The sequence below is a fragment of the uncultured Gilvimarinus sp. genome, from assembly GCF_963972205.1.
Classification (GTDB): domain Bacteria; phylum Pseudomonadota; class Gammaproteobacteria; order Pseudomonadales; family Cellvibrionaceae; genus Gilvimarinus; species Gilvimarinus japonicus.
Window position 1 is genome coordinate 248,126 of record NZ_CAXAUC010000001.1, and the last position, 17,565, is coordinate 265,690.

Sequence of the window (17,565 nt, forward strand, 5' to 3'; positions counted from 1 at the left end):
AAAGGCCAGACGCTATAAAGTGGGGAAAAACCAGAGGCGGGCATTTTACCCGTCTGTGGCGACGACCTCCAGCGCAAAACGGCGGCCAGCGAGGTAATCGTCGATAACCCCGAGCACCATCGGGCTGCGCAGTGTGTCGAGCGACGCGGCCACCTGGTCGCGGGTGAGCCATTGCGGGCCAATAATGCCGTCGTCTAATGTAAATGTGGGGCGATGTTTGATGGCTTTGCCAATAAAGGTGGTACGCACATAGGTTTCGCTGTTGGCGGGGGCTTTGTAGACATCGACGCCCACAACCCCGGTCAGCTCAATGTCCCAGCCGGTTTCCTCAAGTGTTTCACGGACGGCGGCTTGTTGCAGCGACTCGTCGGCCTCAAGGTGTCCCGCTGGCTGATTAAGGCGCTCTTGGCCATCGATCAGCTCGCGAACCAGTAAAAATTTGCCATCGCGCTCAATGATGCAGGCGACGGTAACGTGGGGAAGAAAACGTTTCATGGGCGAGAGCGCTTGTTGTGGCGATGTTTGTTGCGGTTGTTGGTGGCGGGCTTAGTGGTGCGGTCGCTGCCGGTTTTACCCGCGGCTGGCATATGTAGGTTTTGGCTGATCGACTCGCCCGGCTGTAACGCACCTAATTGCCAGTCACCGATACGCACCCGAATCAGGCGCAGGGTAGGGTGCCCTACGAACGCCGTCATGCGTCTAACCTGGCGGTTACGACCTTCGGTGATGGTGATGGCCAACCACTGGGTGGGAATGTTTTTGCGCTCTCGCACCGGTGTTGAGCGCGACCACAGCGTGGGTGGGGGGATACGCTCGACAGTGGCAGGGCGGGTAGGGCCATCGTTTAATTGGATGCCGTGGCGCAACGCGTTGAGTGGCTCTGAGTTGGGCTCTCCCTCGACTTGTACCCAGTAGGTTTTGGGGAGCTTGTTGCGCGGGTGGGTAATTCGGTGCTGCAATGCGCCGTCATCGGTTAGCAACAGTAGCCCCTCAGAGTCTAAATCTAGCCGTCCAGCGGGGTAAACGCCTTTATCTTTAATGTACTTGGCGAGTGTCGCGCGGCCGTTATCGTCCCGAAACTGACATAAAACGTCGTAGGGCTTGTTGAAAAGTACCAATTTGGCCATATAGTTAAACGAGGCGGTTGCAAAGCAGGCCAGTGTACCGCAGCTAGATTGGCGGTGCGAGGGGCGTTAGTGTGTAAAGACGGCCTGCGACCGTCTTTACTCTGGCGCTTGGTGTTAGCCGGGCTGGCTTTCGGTATGTGGCAGGTTAATATCGATGGCGTGTAAGCCTTTGTCGCCTTTGGATATATTGAACGAGACTGTCTGGCCGGCTTTAAGCGTTTTATAGCCTTCCATATCGATGGCTGAGTAATGGGCGAAAAGGTCTTCTGAGCCCTCGTCCGGGAGGATAAACCCGTAACCTTTGGCGTTATTAAACCATTTGACGGTACCGGTAGGCATATTGTTATTCCTTCTTCTTATTGGCAGTCGTGCGGCAATGCCTGCCTCACGTTGATTATTATAATGGTCGTGCTAGGTGGTCATTGAATTTGTCGGCTGATGTAGAATTCTTTGTAAAGCATGCATCTAAAACCAACACTAACACCGTACCTTACATTGCACGCACTCATTACTGCGCAGGTTTTAAGCCTGATGTTGGTTCGGCTTGGCAAAACGGTGTGCACTGACCAGCCATTGTTGTTGCCGATTATTGGTATTCGAAGTGCTGGCAACCGTAGGTTTATTGCTGCTCACCGTCGATCTTATTGTTGTGTATGAGTTAGCGGCAGACTTAATGACTGTATCAGTCGCTAAGTACAAATTTTGAACACCAGTGAGCTTTTTAGCCGACCGTATCGGCATTGTCAAGTGTGAGGCGCGGCAACATATTGCCGGTTATCGGGCTAAAGAACCCCCCTAGTTGCTTTGTGCTGTGCGGTAGCCGATGGGGTACAATGGGTTTTTGGCACTTCTGAATGTTAAGAAGTGCATCGCCAAAGACAATATTTACGGTCAAAACCACCTATGACTATGGGAAAGTTTGAAAACATTCGACTAACATTAAATCAGTTGCGCTGTCATAACTCTGATGATGAATATGACGATAGCTACGATGACGGTGTCGCCCTGCAAGAGGCGCCCCCACAGCTAAAAAGGCCATCGCGTTATAAGGTTGTTATGCTTAACGACGACTATACCCCGATGGAATTTGTTGTTGAGACGCTGGAAGTGTTTTTTGGCATGAATCGTGAAAAAGCAACTCAGGTGATGCTGACGGTTCACATGGAAGGTAAAGCAACCTGCGGGGTTTATACGCGGGATATTGCCGAGACCAAAGCCGCTCAGGTAAACCAGTTTGCCAAAGATAATGAGCACCCTTTGGTATGCGAAATAGAAGCGACCGAAGAGGATGATGAATAATCGCGGTGGCGAGTGCGAGAACTGACACTAAGTTACGTCCGTGTATAGATGTCGTAAATGTGGTGTGTGGAGTTTAGCGTAAATGGAGTTAACTCCTGATTGTAGGCTCCTGATTGAGAGGTACTATTGATGCTGAGTAAAGATCTTGAAGTCACCCTAAATATGGCTTTTAAAGGTGCCCGTAGTAAACGGCATGAATTTATGACCGTTGAACACCTGTTGTTGGCGCTGATCGACAATGAATCGGCGGCAATGGTGCTGCGAGCCTGTGGCGCTGATTTAGTCGTGTTGCGCCGGGAGCTTATTGAATTTGTCGATTCAACGACGCCTTTGTTGCCAGAAAACGAAGAAGATCGCGAAACGCAACCGACTCTAGGGTTTCAGCGGGTGTTACAGCGCGCGGTGTTTCATGTTCAATCCTCCGGCAAGCAAGAGGTTACCGGTGCCAACGTATTGGTGGCAATTTTTAGCGAGCAAGAGAGCCAGGCGGTTTATTACTTAAAGCAGCAGAGTATTGCCCGGATTGATGTGGTGAACTACATCACCCACGGTATTCAAAAAGTCGCCGGTCACGAGCATGGCTCGGAAGAGCCGTCACACGATCAGGCCGATGAAGACGCGTTGGGTGTAGAACAGCCATCGCAGAGCCCGCTGGAAAACTACGCCACCAACTTGAACGAACAAGCGCAAAACGGCCGCATAGATCCATTGGTTGGTCGGGCGCTGGAGCTGGAGCGTGTGGCGCAAATATTGTCTCGCCGACGTAAAAATAATCCGCTGCTGGTGGGCGAGTCCGGTGTGGGTAAAACCGCTATTGCAGAAGGGTTAGCCCGCCGTATAGTCGATGGTGAAGTGCCCGATGCTCTGGCCGACAGTGTTGTTTATTCACTTGATATGGGTGCGTTGCTCGCCGGTACTAAATACCGCGGTGACTTTGAAAAACGTTTTAAAGGCTTGTTGGCGGAGCTGAAAAAGCAAGAGCACTCGATTTTATTTATCGATGAGATTCACACCATCATTGGCGCCGGTGCAGCATCAGGTGGCGTTATGGATGCGTCAAACCTGCTCAAGCCACTGCTTAGCTCTGGTCAGTTGCGCTGTATGGGTTCAACCACCTATCAGGAGTATCGCGGTATTTTTGAAAAAGACCGCGCGCTGTCCCGTCGTTTCCAAAAAGTGGACGTCAAAGAGCCGAGTGTCGATGACACCTATCAAATTCTTAAAGGGCTCAAGAAAAACTTTGAAGAGCACCACGGGTTGCGTTACACCGACCCGGCGTTGCGAGCTGCCGCTGAGTTGGCCGAGCGCTATATCAACGATCGCTTCTTGCCCGATAAAGCCATCGATGTGATCGATGAGGCCGGTGCGTATCAACAGTTGCAGCCCCCGAGCAAGCGCAAAAAGACCGTGGGGGTGGGTGACGTTGAAGCCGTTGTTGCCAAAATTGCCCGTATTCCGCCCAAAAGCGTTTCGTCGTCTGACCTTGAGCAGCTGCGTAAGCTTGACGACAACCTCAAGATGACGGTGTTTGGCCAAGATGAGGCCATCGATACGTTGTCGACGGCTATCAAACTGGCGCGTGCTGGCTTGCGCTCGGGCGATAAGCCCATTGGCTCGTTCTTGTTTGCCGGCCCCACAGGGGTGGGTAAAACCGAGGTGAGTCGTCAGTTGGCGACGTGTTTAGGCGTCGAGCTGATTCGCTTTGATATGTCCGAGTACATGGAGCGGCACACGGTGTCGCGCTTGATTGGTGCGCCGCCCGGTTACGTTGGTTTTGATCAGGGCGGGTTGCTAACCGATGCGGTAACCAAGGCGCCGCACAGCGTGGTACTACTGGACGAGATTGAAAAAGCGCACCCCGATGTGTTTAACCTGTTGTTGCAGGTGATGGACCACGGCACGCTGACCGATAATAACGGTCGTAAAGCGGATTTTCGTAACGTTATCTTGATCATGACCACCAATGCCGGTGCCGAGGATGTTAGCCGTACCTCCATTGGCTTTACCAAGCAGGATCACTCCAGCGATGGTAAAGAGGCCATTAAGAAAATGTTTACGCCTGAGTTTAGAAACCGTCTGGATGCTACGGTGCAGTTTGGGGCCTTGCCGCTCGATGTAGTCGAAACCGTTGTCGATAAGTTCCTGACGGAGCTGCAATCCCAGCTGGATGAGAAGAAAGTTACCTTGGACGTAACGGAGGCTGCGCGCAAATGGTTGGCCGAGCACGGTTACGATGAAAAAATGGGTGCCCGGCCCATGGCTCGCTTGATTCAGGAAAAAGTGAAAAAGCCATTGGCCGAAGCGGTATTGTTTGGTGAGCTGGCAAGTGGCGGTGGTACGGTGCATGTTGCCGTTGCCGACCACAGCGATGAACTGGAGCTTGAGTTTGACCCAGTACACTAGCCACTTGTTGCGCGTTATTGGCTGAGCTGAGTAAGCTAAGCAGCGCGCATTACTGAACAAAAAAATCCCGGTAAAGCCGGGATTTTTTTGTGAGGTGGCAGTTATTTCTTTGGCTTGGGATTGGGCCGGGGGCACAGTGTTAGGCCCCACTGCGCTTTTTACCCCACTGCGCTTTTTAAAAATTACTTTTGCTAAAAACAACAAAGCCCCGCATTGGCGAGGCTTTGAGTGTGCCGGCTAGCCGGCGGCGTAAGTTTAACGCGCGCGGTAGGTGATGCGTCCCTTGCTTAAATCGTAAGGGGTCATCTCTACTTTAACTTTGTCACCGGTTAAAATGCGGATATAGTTTTTCCGCATTTTGCCAGAGATATGCGCAGTTACCACATGGCCGTTTTCCAGCTTTACTCGAAAGGTGGTGTTGGGCAGGGTATCAATTACTTCGCCTTCAAATTCGATGTTGTCTTCTTTTGCCATTCGGCAGATTCCTCAATTTGGTCTCAAACACGTAAGTCACGGGCACGAAAAGCCGGCAATTGTGCCTGAAATAGACGCGTTAGCCAAGGGTGAAGGCGATATTTTAGCCAAACAGAGGGAAGATACGCCTAATTAGGCTTATTTAATTTGTACCCAGCGCTTATTAACCAGCATTTGCAGTGGGCGGTACTGGGTTTTATAGGCCATTTTACGGCATTCGCGAATCCAGTAGCCTAGGTACACGTAGGACAGTCCCATGCGCTTGGCCTGCTCGATCTGCACTAAAATGGCAAAAACCCCTAGGCTACGTGGTGCTAAATCGCCGGCAAAAAAGGTGTATACCGCCGAGAGGCCGTCGTTGAGTTTATCGCACACGGCAACGCCTACCAGTTTTTCCTCGCAGCGATATTCGATATAGCAAGTGACGCCCCATTCGCGGCTTAAAAAGGTTTCGTATTGCTCGCGGGTGGGGGGGTACATATCGCCGTCGCGGTGACGGGTGTTAATGTAGTGCTCGTATAAGGCGTAGTGCTCGTCGGTATTGATGTCGTCAATAACGCGAATGTCTAAGTCTTGGTTGCGTTTGGCGCAGCGTCGCTGGCTGCGGTTTGGACGAAACTGATTGACGGGAATACGGCAGGAAATACAAGCTTGACAATTGACACAGTGGGGGCGGTATAAGTGCCCGCCGCTGCGGCGAAAGCCCAGCTCGGAGAGTTCGCTGTAGAGTTCGGCGTTGACGTCGGCTTGCGGATCAATAAAGACCGTGGTCGCCTCTTCGCCCTCGAGGTAACTGCACGGATGCGGTGCAGTGGCAAACAGTTTTAAGCTTGATAAATCACTCATGCGGTACCCACCTAGGTTGTCGGTGTCCCGTTAGCGGTTGTCTTGGTTTTACTGTAGAGGAAATGTCGCGGTTTGTCTGCCCCATAGGTGCTTCTATGCGCCCCTGGGCAACTCAAGTGAGACTGTGTTATCAGGCCAGAGCGAGGCCCCGCTGGGGTCCGCCAGTGCCTGCAGCACTCGGGTAAATGTAGGGCGGGGCAGTTCGAAGGCCCCAAGGCTGTTTAAGTGGTCGCTACTGACCTGACAGTCGATTAAGCCAAAGCCCCATTTTTGTAGATAGCTCGCCAGGGTAATAAATCCGATTTTTGACGCGTTGCTCTGTCGCGCAAACATGGACTCGCCAAAAAATACCCCACCCAACGCCAGTCCGTAGAGGCCGCCCACCAGCAATTCGCCATCCCACACCTCAATGGAGTGTGCAATACCGCGCTCGTGGAGCTGTTGGTATGCATCAAGCATTTCGTCGGTAATCCAAGTGTTCGCCGTTTGCGCGCGCGGCGCGGCGCACTGGCGGACGATACGCTCAAAAGCGGTGTCGCAGGTTACCCTTAGTGTCGATTTACGTAAGGTTTTAGCCATCGAGCGGGAGATGTGTACGCTGTCAGGTTCGACCACCGAGCGCGGGTTGGGGCTCCACCAAAGTATTGGCTGGTCGTCTTCATACCAAGGGAATATGCCTTGGCAATAAGCCTGAATCAGGCGTTCAGGTCGCAAATCACCGCCGCCGGCCAGCAGGCCGTCGGGATCGGTTAGCGCCATATCGAGTGGCGGAAATTCGAGAGAATCTGGGTCGAGCCAAGGTAATTGAATCACCGCGCTATTTAATCATAAAACGGCTGGGAAGTGACATACTGAGTGCCTAGGGCGTCGCCGTTGGCCGTGGCTCAAGGTGGGCAGTTCAGTTGCCAGCAGCGCTTAAAAACGACGGTCGGAGCCGCCGTTTTTAAGGCTTTTGAGGCTGGTTAGTCGTCTAAAAATTTCTCGGCATCCAGCGCCGCCATACAGCCAAACCCGGCAGAGGTGATCGCTTGGCGATAAACGTGATCGGATACGTCGCCCGCCGCAAACACACCGGGTACGCTGGTGGCAGTGGCATTGCCTTCCAAGCCGCTGTTGATTTTGATGTAGCCATCTTGCATATTTAGCTGGCCATCAAAAATACCGGTGTTGGGTTTGTGGCCGATAGCGATAAATACGCCGGCGACATCAAGCTCTTGCGAGCTGGCATCGGTGGTGCTGTTAAGCTTTAAGCCGGTAACGCCCGAGCCGTCACCCAGTACTTCGTCTAATGTGTGGTTCCACAAGATTTTAACGTTGTCTTTGGCAAACAGCTTATCTTGCAAAATTTTCTCAGAGCGCAACTTGTCACGGCGGTGAACTAGTGTCACCTCGCTACAGATGTTCGATAAATACAGCGCCTCTTCAACGGCTGTGTTACCACCGCCGATAACAGCGACTTTTTGATCGCGATAGAAGAAACCGTCACAGGTAGCGCAGGCGCTTACGCCTTTACCCATAAAGGCTTCCTCAGAGGGCAGGCCCAAGTACTGGGCCGAGGCGCCAGTTGCGATGATTAACGCATCGCACGTGTAGGTTTCAGTGCCGTGAAGCGTAAAAGGGCGCTTGCTCAAGTCGGTCTTATCGATGTGATCAAAGATGACTTCGGTGTCAAAGCGCTCTGCGTGTTCTTGCATTTGCACCATTAAATCTGGCCCTTGTAGGTCGGCAACGCCGCCCGGCCAGTTTTCCACGTCAGTGGTAGTGGTCAGCTGACCGCCTTGCTGCATGCCTGTGATGATGACAGGCTTAAGATTGGCACGGGCCGCGTAAATAGCAGCGGTGTAACCGGCGGGGCCGGAGCCGAGGATGATTAAGCGATGATGCTTGGGTTGGCTCATGTGCAGAGGTCCTTGTTAAAAAATTCAGGCGACAATAATAAGTCAATCAATGAATGCGGGCAAAATTGTACTCTTCAATACCTTAGATTGGTAAAATTAATCAGCTTAATGGATGATATAGCCGAGATTTGCCAACTTCACCGCTCGGCAAACGCCTTTGGGCGGCCGCGATGCATTACAATAGCGGGTTACCGTGACTGCGGTGAGACGTTTTTACATAAAAGAGTTAAGCAAATAGGTACACGTTTGAGTAAAAAAAATACCAGTAAAGCGTCAGTCGCTCGGCCCGAGGCGTCTACTTTAATACTGCGAATCGTACGCGAAGGCGCGTTGATTGGTTTAGTTGCCGTATGCGTGTTCGTGCTACTGACCTTATTTACCTACGATGTCGGCGACCCCGGTTGGTCCCGCACAGGTGATAATACTCGGGTAAGCAATGCCGGCGGCCCCGCCGGAGCTTGGTTGGCGGACGTCTGTTTCTCGCTATTTGGCTATTTGGCGTTTTTGTTTCCGCTGATGCTCGGCTATCGCGCCTGGTTGGTATTTCGCGACCGAGCTCATCCAGCGGCCTTCGATCCGGTGCTGCTGGGGCTTCGCACCATCGGCTTGGTGCTGGTGATGGTGGCTGGCACCGGGCTTGCGGTACTGCACATTGGCGGCAAAGAAAGTGCTCTGCCGTTTTCTGACGGCGGTATTCTTGGTGTGTCGGTAGCCGACTCAGTGGCCGGCGCTTTTAGTCACACCGGCGGCACATTGCTGCTGTTTGCGGTGTTCTTTTTTGGTTTAACGATTTTCACCGATCTATCGTGGCTCGGCCTGATGGATGATATCGGCCGCTGGACGCTGGAGTTAACCCGAAAAATTGGCGAGGGTTGGAGCAACTGGCGCAGTAAACGGGCCGAGAAACGAGAGGTTAAAGTGCAACAGCACCAGCGCCGTGAAGTGATCGCAACCCGTAAAAAAGAAGAGTCTAAGCGCGTACCACCGACCATCTCAGAGCCGGTTAAAAAGAAGCCTGCCGAGAGTGCGCGGGTGCAAAAAGAGCGGCAGGCCTCATTGTTTGATAAAGACACCCCAGTGGTGGGGGAATTGCCACCGATTAGTCTGCTCGACCCCGCCGATGCGCGTAGCGATAAAAGCTTCTCTAAAGAATCGCTGGAGGCTATGTCTAAGCTACTGGAGCTTAAGCTGAAAGATTTTGGCATTACCATTGAGGTAGTCTCGGTACAGCCAGGTCCGGTGGTGACCCGTTTTGAAATTCAGCCCGCGCCTGGGGTGAAAGCCAGTCGTATTACCAATTTGGCCAAAGATTTAGCCCGCTCGCTGGCGGTTATCAGTGTGCGTGTGGTCGAGGTGATTCCCGGCCGTTCAGTGATGGGCATCGAGATCCCCAACGAGCACCGCGAAATCGTGCGCTTGAGCGAGGTGATCGCTTCGGATATCTATGAAAAATCCCGCTCGCGCCTGACCATGGCGCTGGGGCACGACATCGCTGGCGAGCCGGTGATTGCCGATTTGGCCAAAATGCCGCACTTGTTAGTTGCCGGTACCACTGGCTCCGGTAAGTCGGTAGGGGTCAATGTGATGTTGCTGTCGCTGTTGTATAAATCCTCGCCCAAAGATGTGCGCTTGATTTTAGTGGACCCAAAAATGTTGGAGCTGTCGGTGTACGAGGGCATTCCGCACTTGTTGACCCCCGTTATTACCGACATGAACGACGCCTCCAATGGCCTTCGCTGGTGTGTCGGAGAAATGGAGCGACGCTATAAGTTGATGGCGGCCATGGGTGTGCGCAACTTAGCAGGCTTTAATCGCAAAATAGAAGACGCCAAAAAAGCCGGCAGCCCGATTGCGGATCCGTTGTTTGTACCCGATGAACATTTCGAGGCCGGCAGCGCTGAAGCCACACCGCCCGAGTTAGAAACACTGCCCGCGATTGTTGTGGTCATCGACGAATTTGCCGACATGATGATGATTGTGGGCAAAAAAGTGGAACAATTGATCGCCCGTATTGCTCAAAAGGCTAGGGCGGCTGGCATTCACTTGATTTTGGCCACTCAGCGGCCCTCAGTGGATGTGATTACTGGCCTGATTAAAGCCAATGTGCCTACCCGCATGGCCTTTCAGGTGTCCTCTAAAATTGATTCGCGCACCATTCTTGATCAAGGCGGTGCCGAACAGCTGCTGGGCCACGGCGACATGCTTTATTTGCCACCGGGCACCAGCGTGCCGGTGCGGGTGCATGGCGCGTTTGTCGATGATCACGAAGTGCACAAGGTGGTGGCCGACTGGAAACGTCGCGGCGAGCCCAATTACCTCGAAGAGATCGTCGATGACAGCACCAACAGTATTCCGGTACCAGGTTTGTCTGGTGGCGACGACGGCGGCGATGATGAAAGTGACGCTCTTTACGATGAGGCGGTGGCGTTTGTGCTGGACTCACGCAAGGCCTCTATCTCATCAGTGCAACGCAAACTGCGCATTGGTTACAACCGCGCAGCTCGTTTAATCGAAACCATGGAGGCGGCCGGGGTAGTCTCGGGCCCCGGCCACAATGGTAGCCGCGAAGTTCTGGCGCCTAAATCTTAAGCTGTATTGGAGATACTATGTTAAAGCAATTATTGGCGGCTGCTTCTGCTGTGCTTATGGTGCTTGGCACCGCGAGCTACGCACAAGACGGTAGCAGCGCTAACGCGTTGCGTGATGCCTTGGCCGCGACAACTAGTTTGCGTGGGCAATTTACGCAAACTTTGCGCGACGCCGAGGGTGAAGTGATTGAAAGCAGTGACGGGAGCTTTGTGTTGCAGCGCCCCGGGCGTTTTTTTTGGCACACCAAAACGCCTTTTGAGCAGCAGTTGATTAGCGATGGCGATACCATCTGGTTGTACGACCCGGATTTAATGCAAGTCACGGTGCGCCCGGTTAACGACAACCTTAAAACCACACCTGCGGCGCTCTTAAGTGAAAGCGCTGAAGGCTTGGCCGAGGCCTTTCGCATTACCCGCAGCGTTGGCCAGGACGGACACGAGGTGTTTGGTTTGGCGCCGATAAACGATGACGATAGCTTGTTTGCCCGCCTTGAACTAGAGTTTGATGGGCCGCAGCTATTGCGTATTGTGGTACACGATAGCCTTCGCCAAACCACCGAGTTTGCCTTGACTGATACCGAGCGCAACAAGCCAGTTGCGGCGGAGCAGTTTACCTTTGACGCGCCCGAAGGCGTTGATGTCTTGATCGATTGATTTTGTTTCGATGACTGATTTGTTTACCTCCGAGCCCGCCTATCAGCCGCTCGCGGCACGCATGCGGCCGCGCTCGCTGGACGATTACATAGGCCAGACGCACATTCTAGGCGCGGGCAAACCGCTGCGCGAGGCGGTCGATAAAGGCCAGCTACACTCGATGATCTTATGGGGCCCGCCAGGGGTGGGCAAAACCTCGCTGGCGCGTTTGTTTGCCGAGCGTGCCGACGCCCGCTTTGAGACTCTATCGGCGGTTTTGGCGGGCGTTAAAGATATCAGAGCTGTGGTGCAGATAGCGCAACAGGAGCGCTCGGGCCGGGGGCGCAAAACGATTCTGTTTGTGGATGAAGTCCACCGCTTTAATAAATCTCAGCAAGACGCTTTTTTGCCCTACGTTGAAGATGGCACCTTTATTTTTATTGGTGCCACCACCGAGAACCCGTCCTTTGAACTAAACAACGCCTTGTTATCGCGCTGTCGGGTGTATGTGCTGCGCTCGCTGGATTTAACCGATACTCAGGCGATTATTCACCAGGCGCTGACAGATCGCGAGCGCGGCCTGGGTGATGTGCCTTTGCGCATTGACGACGACTCGCTGGCGCTGATGGCCAATGCCGCCGATGGCGATGCGCGTAAAGCCCTAAATTTGCTAGAGTTGTCGGCCGACCTAGCCCGCGATGACGCCGAAGAACGGGTAATCGACCAAACAGTGTTAGCCGAGGTGTTGGGCGGCGATGTTCGCCGCTTTGATAAAGGCGGCGACTTATTTTACGAACAGATATCGGCCATGCATAAATCGGTACGTGGCTCCTCGCCCGATGGCGCACTCTACTGGTTGGCGCGAATGCTCGATGGTGGTTGCGACCCGCTGTACATTGCGCGCCGAGTGGTGCGCATGGCGAGCGAAGAAATCGCCAATGCCGATCCGCGGGCGTTGCCGTTAGCCTTGGCCGCGTGGGATACCCAAGAGCGGCTGGGCAGCCCCGAGGGCGAGCTTGCTATTGCTCAAGCCATTACCTACCTCGCTTGCGCGCCTAAAAGTAATGCGGTGTATACTGCGTTTAATCAAGCGATGCGCGATGTGCGCAGCACCCCAGGCTATGAAGTGCCAATGCACCTGCGCAATGCGCCCACCAAGTTAATGAAGAGCATGGACTTTGGTGCCGAGTATCGCTATGCCCACGACGAGCCAGGCGCCTATGCGGCGGGGGAGAATTACTTACCGCGCGAGATGGCCGATCGGCGTTACTATCATCCGGTGGAGCGGGGCTTGGAGCAAAAAATTAGCGAAAAGCTGCAGTATTTGCAAGAGCAGGACAAGGCGAGCCGCTATCGCCGCTACCGTGACGATCCACCACAAAAGTAAGAGGATTCACCATGCAGTGGCTCTTTGTCGCCACCGGCGGGGCTCTGGGCGCTATGTTGCGCTTTTACATTACCGCTCACCTGTACCCGGTGACGGGCAATCGCTTTCCCCTCGGCACTTTAGTTGTTAACGTGCTGGGCTGCTTTCTGGTGGCGCTGTTCTATGTGGTGATCATTGAAAAAGCCATGCTGCCGCCGTACTGGCGTCTGCTATTGATTACCGGCTTTCTGGGAGCGTTGACGACCTTCTCGACCTTCTCGCTCGACGCGCTCACGCTGTGGCAAAACGGCGTGCCGGTTATTGCGCTGCTGTATGTGCTGGCCAATGTTGTTCTGTGTTTGCTGGCAGTCACCGCCTCGTGGTATTTGGCTAACTTTGTGTTATCTTAACCGCCCCAAAAATGGGGTGCTGACGTGCACCCTGATATTCCTCAACCGAACCGAAAAGTCATTGATATGTTAGATCCTAAACTGATTCGCTCCAACCTCGACGACGTAGCGGGCGCGCTTAAAAAGCGTGGCTTTAGCCTAGACGTTAGCCTTTTGCAACGCTTAGAAGAAGAGCGCAAGGCTATTCAGGTAAAAACTGAGCAACTGCAGTCCGAGCGTAACAGTCGATCAAAAAACATCGGTAAGGCTAAAGCCGCAGGTGACGATATTACGCCTCTGCTCAAAGAGGTTGACCAGCTAAAGCACGACTTGTCTCAGGCAGAAACAGAGCTGCACGAAGTGCAAAACAAGCTGGATGAGTATTTGTCGGGCGTGCCTAATATCCCCGCCGATGAAGTCCCTGAGGGCTTGAGCGAAGACGACAACGTCGAAGTGCGCCGCTGGGGTACACCGCGCGAGTTTGACTTTGAGGTAAAAGATCACGTCGATTTAGGCGCAGATATCGATGGCCTAGACTTTGAAACTGCCAGCAAAATTACCGGCTCGCGCTTTGCTGTTATGCGTGGCGGTGTGGCGCGTATGCACCGAGCGTTGGTGCAGCTGATGCTCGATATGCATGTGGCTGAGCACGGCTATCAAGAGGTCAATGTCCCGTACATTGTCAATGCCGAATCGCTCTACGGCACCGGTCAGCTGCCCAAGTTTGCCGACGATCTGTTTAAGCTCGACGACGAGCGCGAGTTTTATTTGATTCCCACCGCCGAGGTGCCGGTGACCAACCTGCTGCGCGATACGCTGCTGGATAAAGACGCGGCGCTGCCACTTAAGTTTGTCGCCCACACCCCGTGCTTTCGCTCTGAGGCGGGCAGCCACGGCCGCGATACTCGCGGCATGATTCGTCAGCATCAGTTTGAAAAAGTCGAGCTGGTGCAGTTTGTGCGCCCGGAAGACTCCGACGCAACGCTGGAAAGCTTAACCGGTCACGCCGAAGCGATTTTGCAAAAACTCGGTTTGCCATATCGCACTGTGATTTTGTGTGGTGGCGATATCGGTTTCTCGGCGGCTAAGACTTACGATATTGAAGTCTGGGTGCCGTCGCAAAACAAATACCGCGAGATTTCCTCGTGTTCTAGTTTTCGCGATTTCCAGGCGCGCCGTCTAAAAGCGCGCTACCGCGACCCAGAAACCGGTAAGCCCGCGTTGTTGCATACCTTAAACGGCTCGGGCTTGGCTATTGGTCGCACTCTGTTGGCAGTGCTGGAAAACTACCAGCAAGCCGATGGCAGTGTATTGGTACCTGAAGCGCTACAGGGGTATATGGGTGGTGTGACGCGCATCGGCGCCGAGGGCTAACGCATGCAGTACTTCCCGTTTTTTATGCATCTGCGCGGTGAGCGCGTGCTGCTGGTAGGCGGGGGTGATATTGCCACACGCAAAGCGCGCTTGCTGAGTAAGGCGGGTGCCCACTTGGTGGTGGTTGCGCCAGAGATTGATCCGGAGTTGGAATCATTAATTAGCGCGACTCACGGCGAGCTTCGCCGCCGTGAGTATCAAACTGATGACTTAAACGGCGCGGTGCTCGCCGTGGCCGCCACCGATACGGCTGCGGTAAACGAGCAGATCTCTCACGATGCTCGCGCCCGCCAGCTTCCGGTTAATGTGGTGGACAGCCCTGAGTTGTGTACCGTGATTACCCCCGCCATTGTCGATCGCTCACCACTGGTTATTGCCATATCCAGCGGTGGCGAGGCGCCCGTGTTGGCGCGTATGGTGCGCGCCAAACTCGAAACGCTCATTCCCGCCAGTTATGGTCGTTTGGCCGCGCTTGCCAGTAAATTCCGCGAGCGAGTAAAGCAAACCTTTAGCAGTGGCGATGAGCGCCGGCGCTTTTGGGAAGATACCTTGCAAGGCCCGGCCGCCGAGTTGGTATTTAGCGGTCAGGATGCGCAGGCCGAGCAAGTGCTGCAACAGCGTTTAAACGTCAAAGCCGGCGAGACACGCCAAGGTGAAGTGTATTTGGTGGGCGGTGGCCCAGGCGACCCGGAGCTGCTTACGCTGAAAGCCCTGCGGCTGATGCAGCAGGCCGAAGTGGTGCTGTACGATCGTTTAGTGTCCCCCGAGGTAATGGAGTTAGTGCGCCGCGATGCCGACCGCATTTATGTGGGTAAACGCCGCAGCGAGCACGCGGTTGAGCAAAAGGCCATAAACCAGATGCTGGTGGACCTCGCTTGCGAAGGCAAACGAGTACTGCGCTTAAAAGGCGGCGACCCTTTTATTTTTGGTCGCGGCGGCGAAGAGATCGAGTTGTTGGCGGAAAACAATATTCCCTTTCAGGTGGTGCCGGGCATTACCGCCGCGTCAGGCTGTGCCGCCTACGCTGGTATCCCGTTAACGCACCGTGATTACGCTCAGTCGGTACGTTTTGTGACAGGGCACTTAAAAACCGATAATGCCAATCTAAGCTGGCCTGAGCTGGCTCGCGTGGATCAGACCTTGGTGATTTACATGGGGTTGATCGAGCTTGAGGCTATTTGCCGCGGTCTAATACAGGGCGGGCGAGCCTCGACAACGCCGGTAGCCCTGGTAGAGAAGGGCACAACCCAAGAGCAGCGAGTGATCGTGAGTGACTTGGCCAGTATTGGTGAGCGGGTGGCGACTGAATCCGTGAGTGCCCCGACATTATTGATTATCGGTGAGGTTGTTAAATTGCACCGCCAACTCAGTTGGTTTACACCTGATGCTTCGCAATAGCTAAAATTGCCCTTAAGTTTATTTGGCGTCGGCCGATATTCCTAGTATCGACTTTATTTACGAGGATGCGTCATGGTGTATTTGGGCCCCATCACTCGCCTGACACCGATTACCAAGCCAAAGCCTGCGACTGGCTACGAGCCGGATAGAGATATTGTGGTGAGTAAACAGCTGCCCGAGCATCTGCCACCCGTGGTCGAACGTCGTCGGGGGGATCGTCGTAAGCAGCGCGAGGGCGCGGTGCTGGATACTCGCACCGGAAAAGATCGCCGCCGCGCTAAACCTCGCCCCAATATAGACATCGAAGTCTAACCCTCCTTATACCCCGCATGTCAGCGCCAGTGCTACACTGGGCTTTGTCTAATCGTAAGCCTGTTGTTCAGCGTGGAGAGCTTTATGCAACATTTTGATCTATTGGTGATTGGTGCGGGCTCGGGGGGCGTGCGCGCCAGCCGTATTGCCGCAAGCCTTGGTGCAAAGGTGGCGGTTGCCGAAGAGCGCTACCTTGGTGGCACCTGCGTTAATGTTGGGTGTGTCCCGAAAAAATTATTTGTCTATGCGTCCCACTTTAGCGATTTATTTTCTCAGTCGCGCGGTTATGGCTGGGCACTGTCTGACCCGCAACTCAGTTGGAAAACCCTGCGAGAAAATAAAGATCGCGAGATAGAGCGCCTCAATGGCGTGTATGGCAGGCTGCTCGATAATGCTGGCGTTACGCTGTTAGAAGGGCACGCCACATTGCTGGGATCAAAGCGCGTGATGGTTGGTGATGAAGAGGTGTCAGCCGAACGTATTATTATTGCCGTGGGCGGTTGGCCCTTTGTGCCAGAGTTTCCGGGTCGAGAGCATGTTATTGACTCGAATGACGTATTTTATTTGGATGAGCTACCCGAAGAAATTGTTATTGTCGGTGGTGGCTATATCGCTGCCGAATTTGCCGGTATCTTTAACGGCCTTGGGGTCAAAACCCATTTGGTGTATCGGCGCGAGTTATTTTTACGTGGTTTTGACCGAGAAATTCGGGAATTTATGGTCGAACAAATGCGCGCTAAAGGTGTAGTGCTGCACTTTAACGCCGATGTGACCTCGGTCAGTGTTGACGCTGCGGGTGTCCGTAACGTGACCCTCGATAACGGGCAGCAACTGAGCGCCGGCCAGGTAATGTATGCCACGGGGCGCCGGCCACTGTTGGATAACTTAGGCTTGGAGTCGACCAGTGTGCGCTTGACTGACAAAGGTACGATTGACGTTGATGATAAGTTTGAGACTCACGAGTCAGGCGTGTATGCCATCGGGGATGTGGTTGGCCGGGCAGAACTAACGCCTGTCGCTCTTGCCGAGGGGATGGCGTTAGCGCGCAACTTGTTTGGTGAGGTGGGGCAGGCTGTTAATTACGATTTGATTCCTACAGCGGTGTTTACTCAGCCTAATATCGCTACGGTCGGGCTGAGCGAAGAGGATGCACGTGAGCGCTATGAGCAGGTTGCAGTGTACCAGTCGAGCTTTAAACCTATGCAGCTCTCCCTAACCGACAGCGATGAGCGCTGCATTATTAAGGTGATTGTCGATGTTGCCAGCGACCAAGTGGTGGGGTGTCATATGGCCGGTCCAGAGGCGGGCGAGATTATTCAGGGGTTGGCTGTTGCCATGACCGCCGGTGCAACAAAGGCCGATTTTGATCGGACGATAGGTATCCACCCGACCCTGGCAGAAGAGTTTGTTACTTTGAGGCAAGCAGTACGTTAGTCATTTGCCGCTATTGATTTAATG

At 53.8% G+C, this 17,565-nt stretch carries 17 protein-coding genes; 10 read left to right on the plus strand and 7 right to left on the minus strand.

The genetic code is table 11. The features are described 5' to 3' along the window. Nucleotides 1-45: 45 nt before the first annotated feature. The 3 genes from AACY82_RS01040 to cspD all read right to left on the minus strand — a co-directional run bounded on the left by AACY82_RS01040 (nt 46) and on the right by cspD (nt 1,466). Complete coding sequence (locus tag AACY82_RS01040) at nt 46-495, minus strand: NUDIX hydrolase (protein ID WP_339614901.1); 450 nt, start codon at nt 493-495, stop codon at nt 46-48. Continuing rightward, entirely contained in the window at nt 492-1,127 is a 636-nt protein-coding gene (locus AACY82_RS01045; protein WP_339614902.1) for a pseudouridine synthase, read from the minus strand. The genes AACY82_RS01040 and AACY82_RS01045 overlap by 4 nt, the downstream gene beginning before the upstream one ends. A 114-nt stretch (nt 1,128-1,241) precedes the next feature. After that, nucleotides 1,242-1,466, minus strand: a complete 225-nt coding sequence (cspD, locus tag AACY82_RS01050) for a cold shock domain-containing protein CspD (RefSeq protein WP_339614903.1) — start codon at nt 1,464-1,466, stop codon at nt 1,242-1,244. Between the two features lie 570 nt (nt 1,467-2,036). Between cspD and clpS the strand changes: the two genes are divergently transcribed. Beyond that, nucleotides 2,037-2,426: an ATP-dependent Clp protease adapter ClpS gene (gene clpS, locus AACY82_RS01055; RefSeq protein ID WP_339615589.1), complete on the plus strand. Its 390-nt coding sequence runs from the start codon at nt 2,037-2,039 to the stop codon at nt 2,424-2,426. A 129-nt stretch (nt 2,427-2,555) separates the two neighbouring features. Next, entirely contained in the window at nt 2,556-4,829 is a 2,274-nt protein-coding gene (clpA, locus tag AACY82_RS01060) for an ATP-dependent Clp protease ATP-binding subunit ClpA (protein ID WP_339614904.1), read from the plus strand. Between the two features lie 255 nt (nt 4,830-5,084). Here the strand turns inward: clpA and infA are convergent, their stop codons facing one another. The 4 genes from infA to trxB all read right to left on the minus strand — a co-directional run bounded on the left by infA (nt 5,085) and on the right by trxB (nt 8,047). Next, entirely contained in the window at nt 5,085-5,303 is a 219-nt protein-coding gene (gene infA / locus AACY82_RS01065; protein WP_049722125.1) for a translation initiation factor IF-1, read from the minus strand. Between the two features lie 138 nt (nt 5,304-5,441). After that, a complete protein-coding gene (locus AACY82_RS01070; RefSeq protein WP_339614905.1) occupies nt 5,442-6,149 on the minus strand; it encodes an arginyltransferase in 708 nt (235 codons plus the stop codon). Nucleotides 6,150-6,242: 93 nt separating this feature from the next. Further along, the gene (aat, locus tag AACY82_RS01075; RefSeq protein ID WP_339614906.1) at nt 6,243-6,962 is read right to left on the minus strand and encodes a leucyl/phenylalanyl-tRNA--protein transferase; all 720 of its coding nucleotides are present in this window, start codon (nt 6,960-6,962) and stop codon (nt 6,243-6,245) included. Between the two features lie 149 nt (nt 6,963-7,111). Continuing rightward, a complete protein-coding gene (gene trxB, locus AACY82_RS01080; RefSeq protein ID WP_339614907.1) occupies nt 7,112-8,047 on the minus strand; it encodes a thioredoxin-disulfide reductase in 936 nt (311 codons plus the stop codon). A gap of 246 nt (nt 8,048-8,293) precedes the next feature. Between trxB and AACY82_RS01085 the strand changes: the two genes are divergently transcribed. From AACY82_RS01085 to gorA, 8 genes are all read left to right on the plus strand, one after another. Next, nucleotides 8,294-10,636: a DNA translocase FtsK 4TM domain-containing protein gene (locus tag AACY82_RS01085; RefSeq protein ID WP_339614908.1), complete on the plus strand. Its 2,343-nt coding sequence runs from the start codon at nt 8,294-8,296 to the stop codon at nt 10,634-10,636. Nucleotides 10,637-10,653: 17 nt separating this feature from the next. Further along, complete coding sequence (gene lolA, locus AACY82_RS01090; protein ID WP_339614909.1) at nt 10,654-11,289, plus strand: outer membrane lipoprotein chaperone LolA; 636 nt, start codon at nt 10,654-10,656, stop codon at nt 11,287-11,289. Between the two features lie 10 nt (nt 11,290-11,299). Then, the gene (locus AACY82_RS01095) at nt 11,300-12,655 is read left to right on the plus strand and encodes a replication-associated recombination protein A (RefSeq protein ID WP_339614910.1); all 1,356 of its coding nucleotides are present in this window, start codon (nt 11,300-11,302) and stop codon (nt 12,653-12,655) included. A gap of 11 nt (nt 12,656-12,666) precedes the next feature. After that, on the plus strand, nt 12,667-13,044 hold the full coding sequence (crcB, locus tag AACY82_RS01100) for a fluoride efflux transporter CrcB (protein WP_339614911.1): 378 nt from the start codon (nt 12,667-12,669) through the stop codon (nt 13,042-13,044). A 66-nt stretch (nt 13,045-13,110) separates the two neighbouring features. Further along, nucleotides 13,111-14,397 carry a serine--tRNA ligase gene (gene serS, locus AACY82_RS01105; protein ID WP_339614912.1) on the plus strand — a complete coding sequence of 429 codons (1,287 nt, stop codon included), beginning with the start codon at nt 13,111-13,113 and terminating at the stop codon, nt 14,395-14,397. A gap of 3 nt (nt 14,398-14,400) precedes the next feature. Next, the gene (cysG, locus tag AACY82_RS01110; RefSeq protein ID WP_339614913.1) at nt 14,401-15,795 is read left to right on the plus strand and encodes a siroheme synthase CysG; all 1,395 of its coding nucleotides are present in this window, start codon (nt 14,401-14,403) and stop codon (nt 15,793-15,795) included. Nucleotides 15,796-15,867: 72 nt separating this feature from the next. Continuing rightward, nucleotides 15,868-16,107 (plus strand): hypothetical protein, encoded by a 240-nt coding sequence (locus tag AACY82_RS01115; RefSeq protein ID WP_339614914.1) that lies wholly within the window; start codon nt 15,868-15,870, stop codon nt 16,105-16,107. A gap of 84 nt (nt 16,108-16,191) precedes the next feature. Beyond that, entirely contained in the window at nt 16,192-17,541 is a 1,350-nt protein-coding gene (gorA, locus tag AACY82_RS01120) for a glutathione-disulfide reductase (protein ID WP_339614915.1), read from the plus strand. Nucleotides 17,542-17,565 lie beyond the last annotated feature (24 nt).

Excerpts from the sequence above, each read along its gene's own strand:
- cysG (WP_339614913.1), top strand. The coding sequence starts at position 14,401 with ATGCAGTACTTCCCGTTTTTTATGCATCTGCGCGGTGAGCGCGTGCTG.
- trxB (WP_339614907.1), bottom strand. The coding sequence starts at position 8,047 with ATGAGCCAACCCAAGCATCATCGCTTAATCATCCTCGGCTCCGGCCCC.
- cspD (WP_339614903.1), bottom strand. The coding sequence starts at position 1,466 with ATGCCTACCGGTACCGTCAAATGGTTTAATAACGCCAAAGGTTACGGG.
- clpS (WP_339615589.1), top strand. The coding sequence starts at position 2,037 with ATGGGAAAGTTTGAAAACATTCGACTAACATTAAATCAGTTGCGCTGT.
- serS (WP_339614912.1), top strand. The coding sequence starts at position 13,111 with ATGTTAGATCCTAAACTGATTCGCTCCAACCTCGACGACGTAGCGGGC.
- AACY82_RS01070 (WP_339614905.1), bottom strand. The coding sequence starts at position 6,149 with ATGAGTGATTTATCAAGCTTAAAACTGTTTGCCACTGCACCGCATCCG.
- AACY82_RS01115 (WP_339614914.1), top strand. The coding sequence starts at position 15,868 with ATGGTGTATTTGGGCCCCATCACTCGCCTGACACCGATTACCAAGCCA.
- infA (WP_049722125.1), bottom strand. The coding sequence starts at position 5,303 with ATGGCAAAAGAAGACAACATCGAATTTGAAGGCGAAGTAATTGATACC.
- lolA (WP_339614909.1), top strand. The coding sequence starts at position 10,654 with ATGTTAAAGCAATTATTGGCGGCTGCTTCTGCTGTGCTTATGGTGCTT.
- AACY82_RS01040 (WP_339614901.1), bottom strand. The coding sequence starts at position 495 with ATGAAACGTTTTCTTCCCCACGTTACCGTCGCCTGCATCATTGAGCGC.
- crcB (WP_339614911.1), top strand. The coding sequence starts at position 12,667 with ATGCAGTGGCTCTTTGTCGCCACCGGCGGGGCTCTGGGCGCTATGTTG.
- AACY82_RS01045 (WP_339614902.1), bottom strand. The coding sequence starts at position 1,127 with ATGGCCAAATTGGTACTTTTCAACAAGCCCTACGACGTTTTATGTCAG.
- gorA (WP_339614915.1), top strand. The coding sequence starts at position 16,192 with ATGCAACATTTTGATCTATTGGTGATTGGTGCGGGCTCGGGGGGCGTG.
- clpA (WP_339614904.1), top strand. The coding sequence starts at position 2,556 with ATGCTGAGTAAAGATCTTGAAGTCACCCTAAATATGGCTTTTAAAGGT.
- AACY82_RS01095 (WP_339614910.1), top strand. The coding sequence starts at position 11,300 with ATGACTGATTTGTTTACCTCCGAGCCCGCCTATCAGCCGCTCGCGGCA.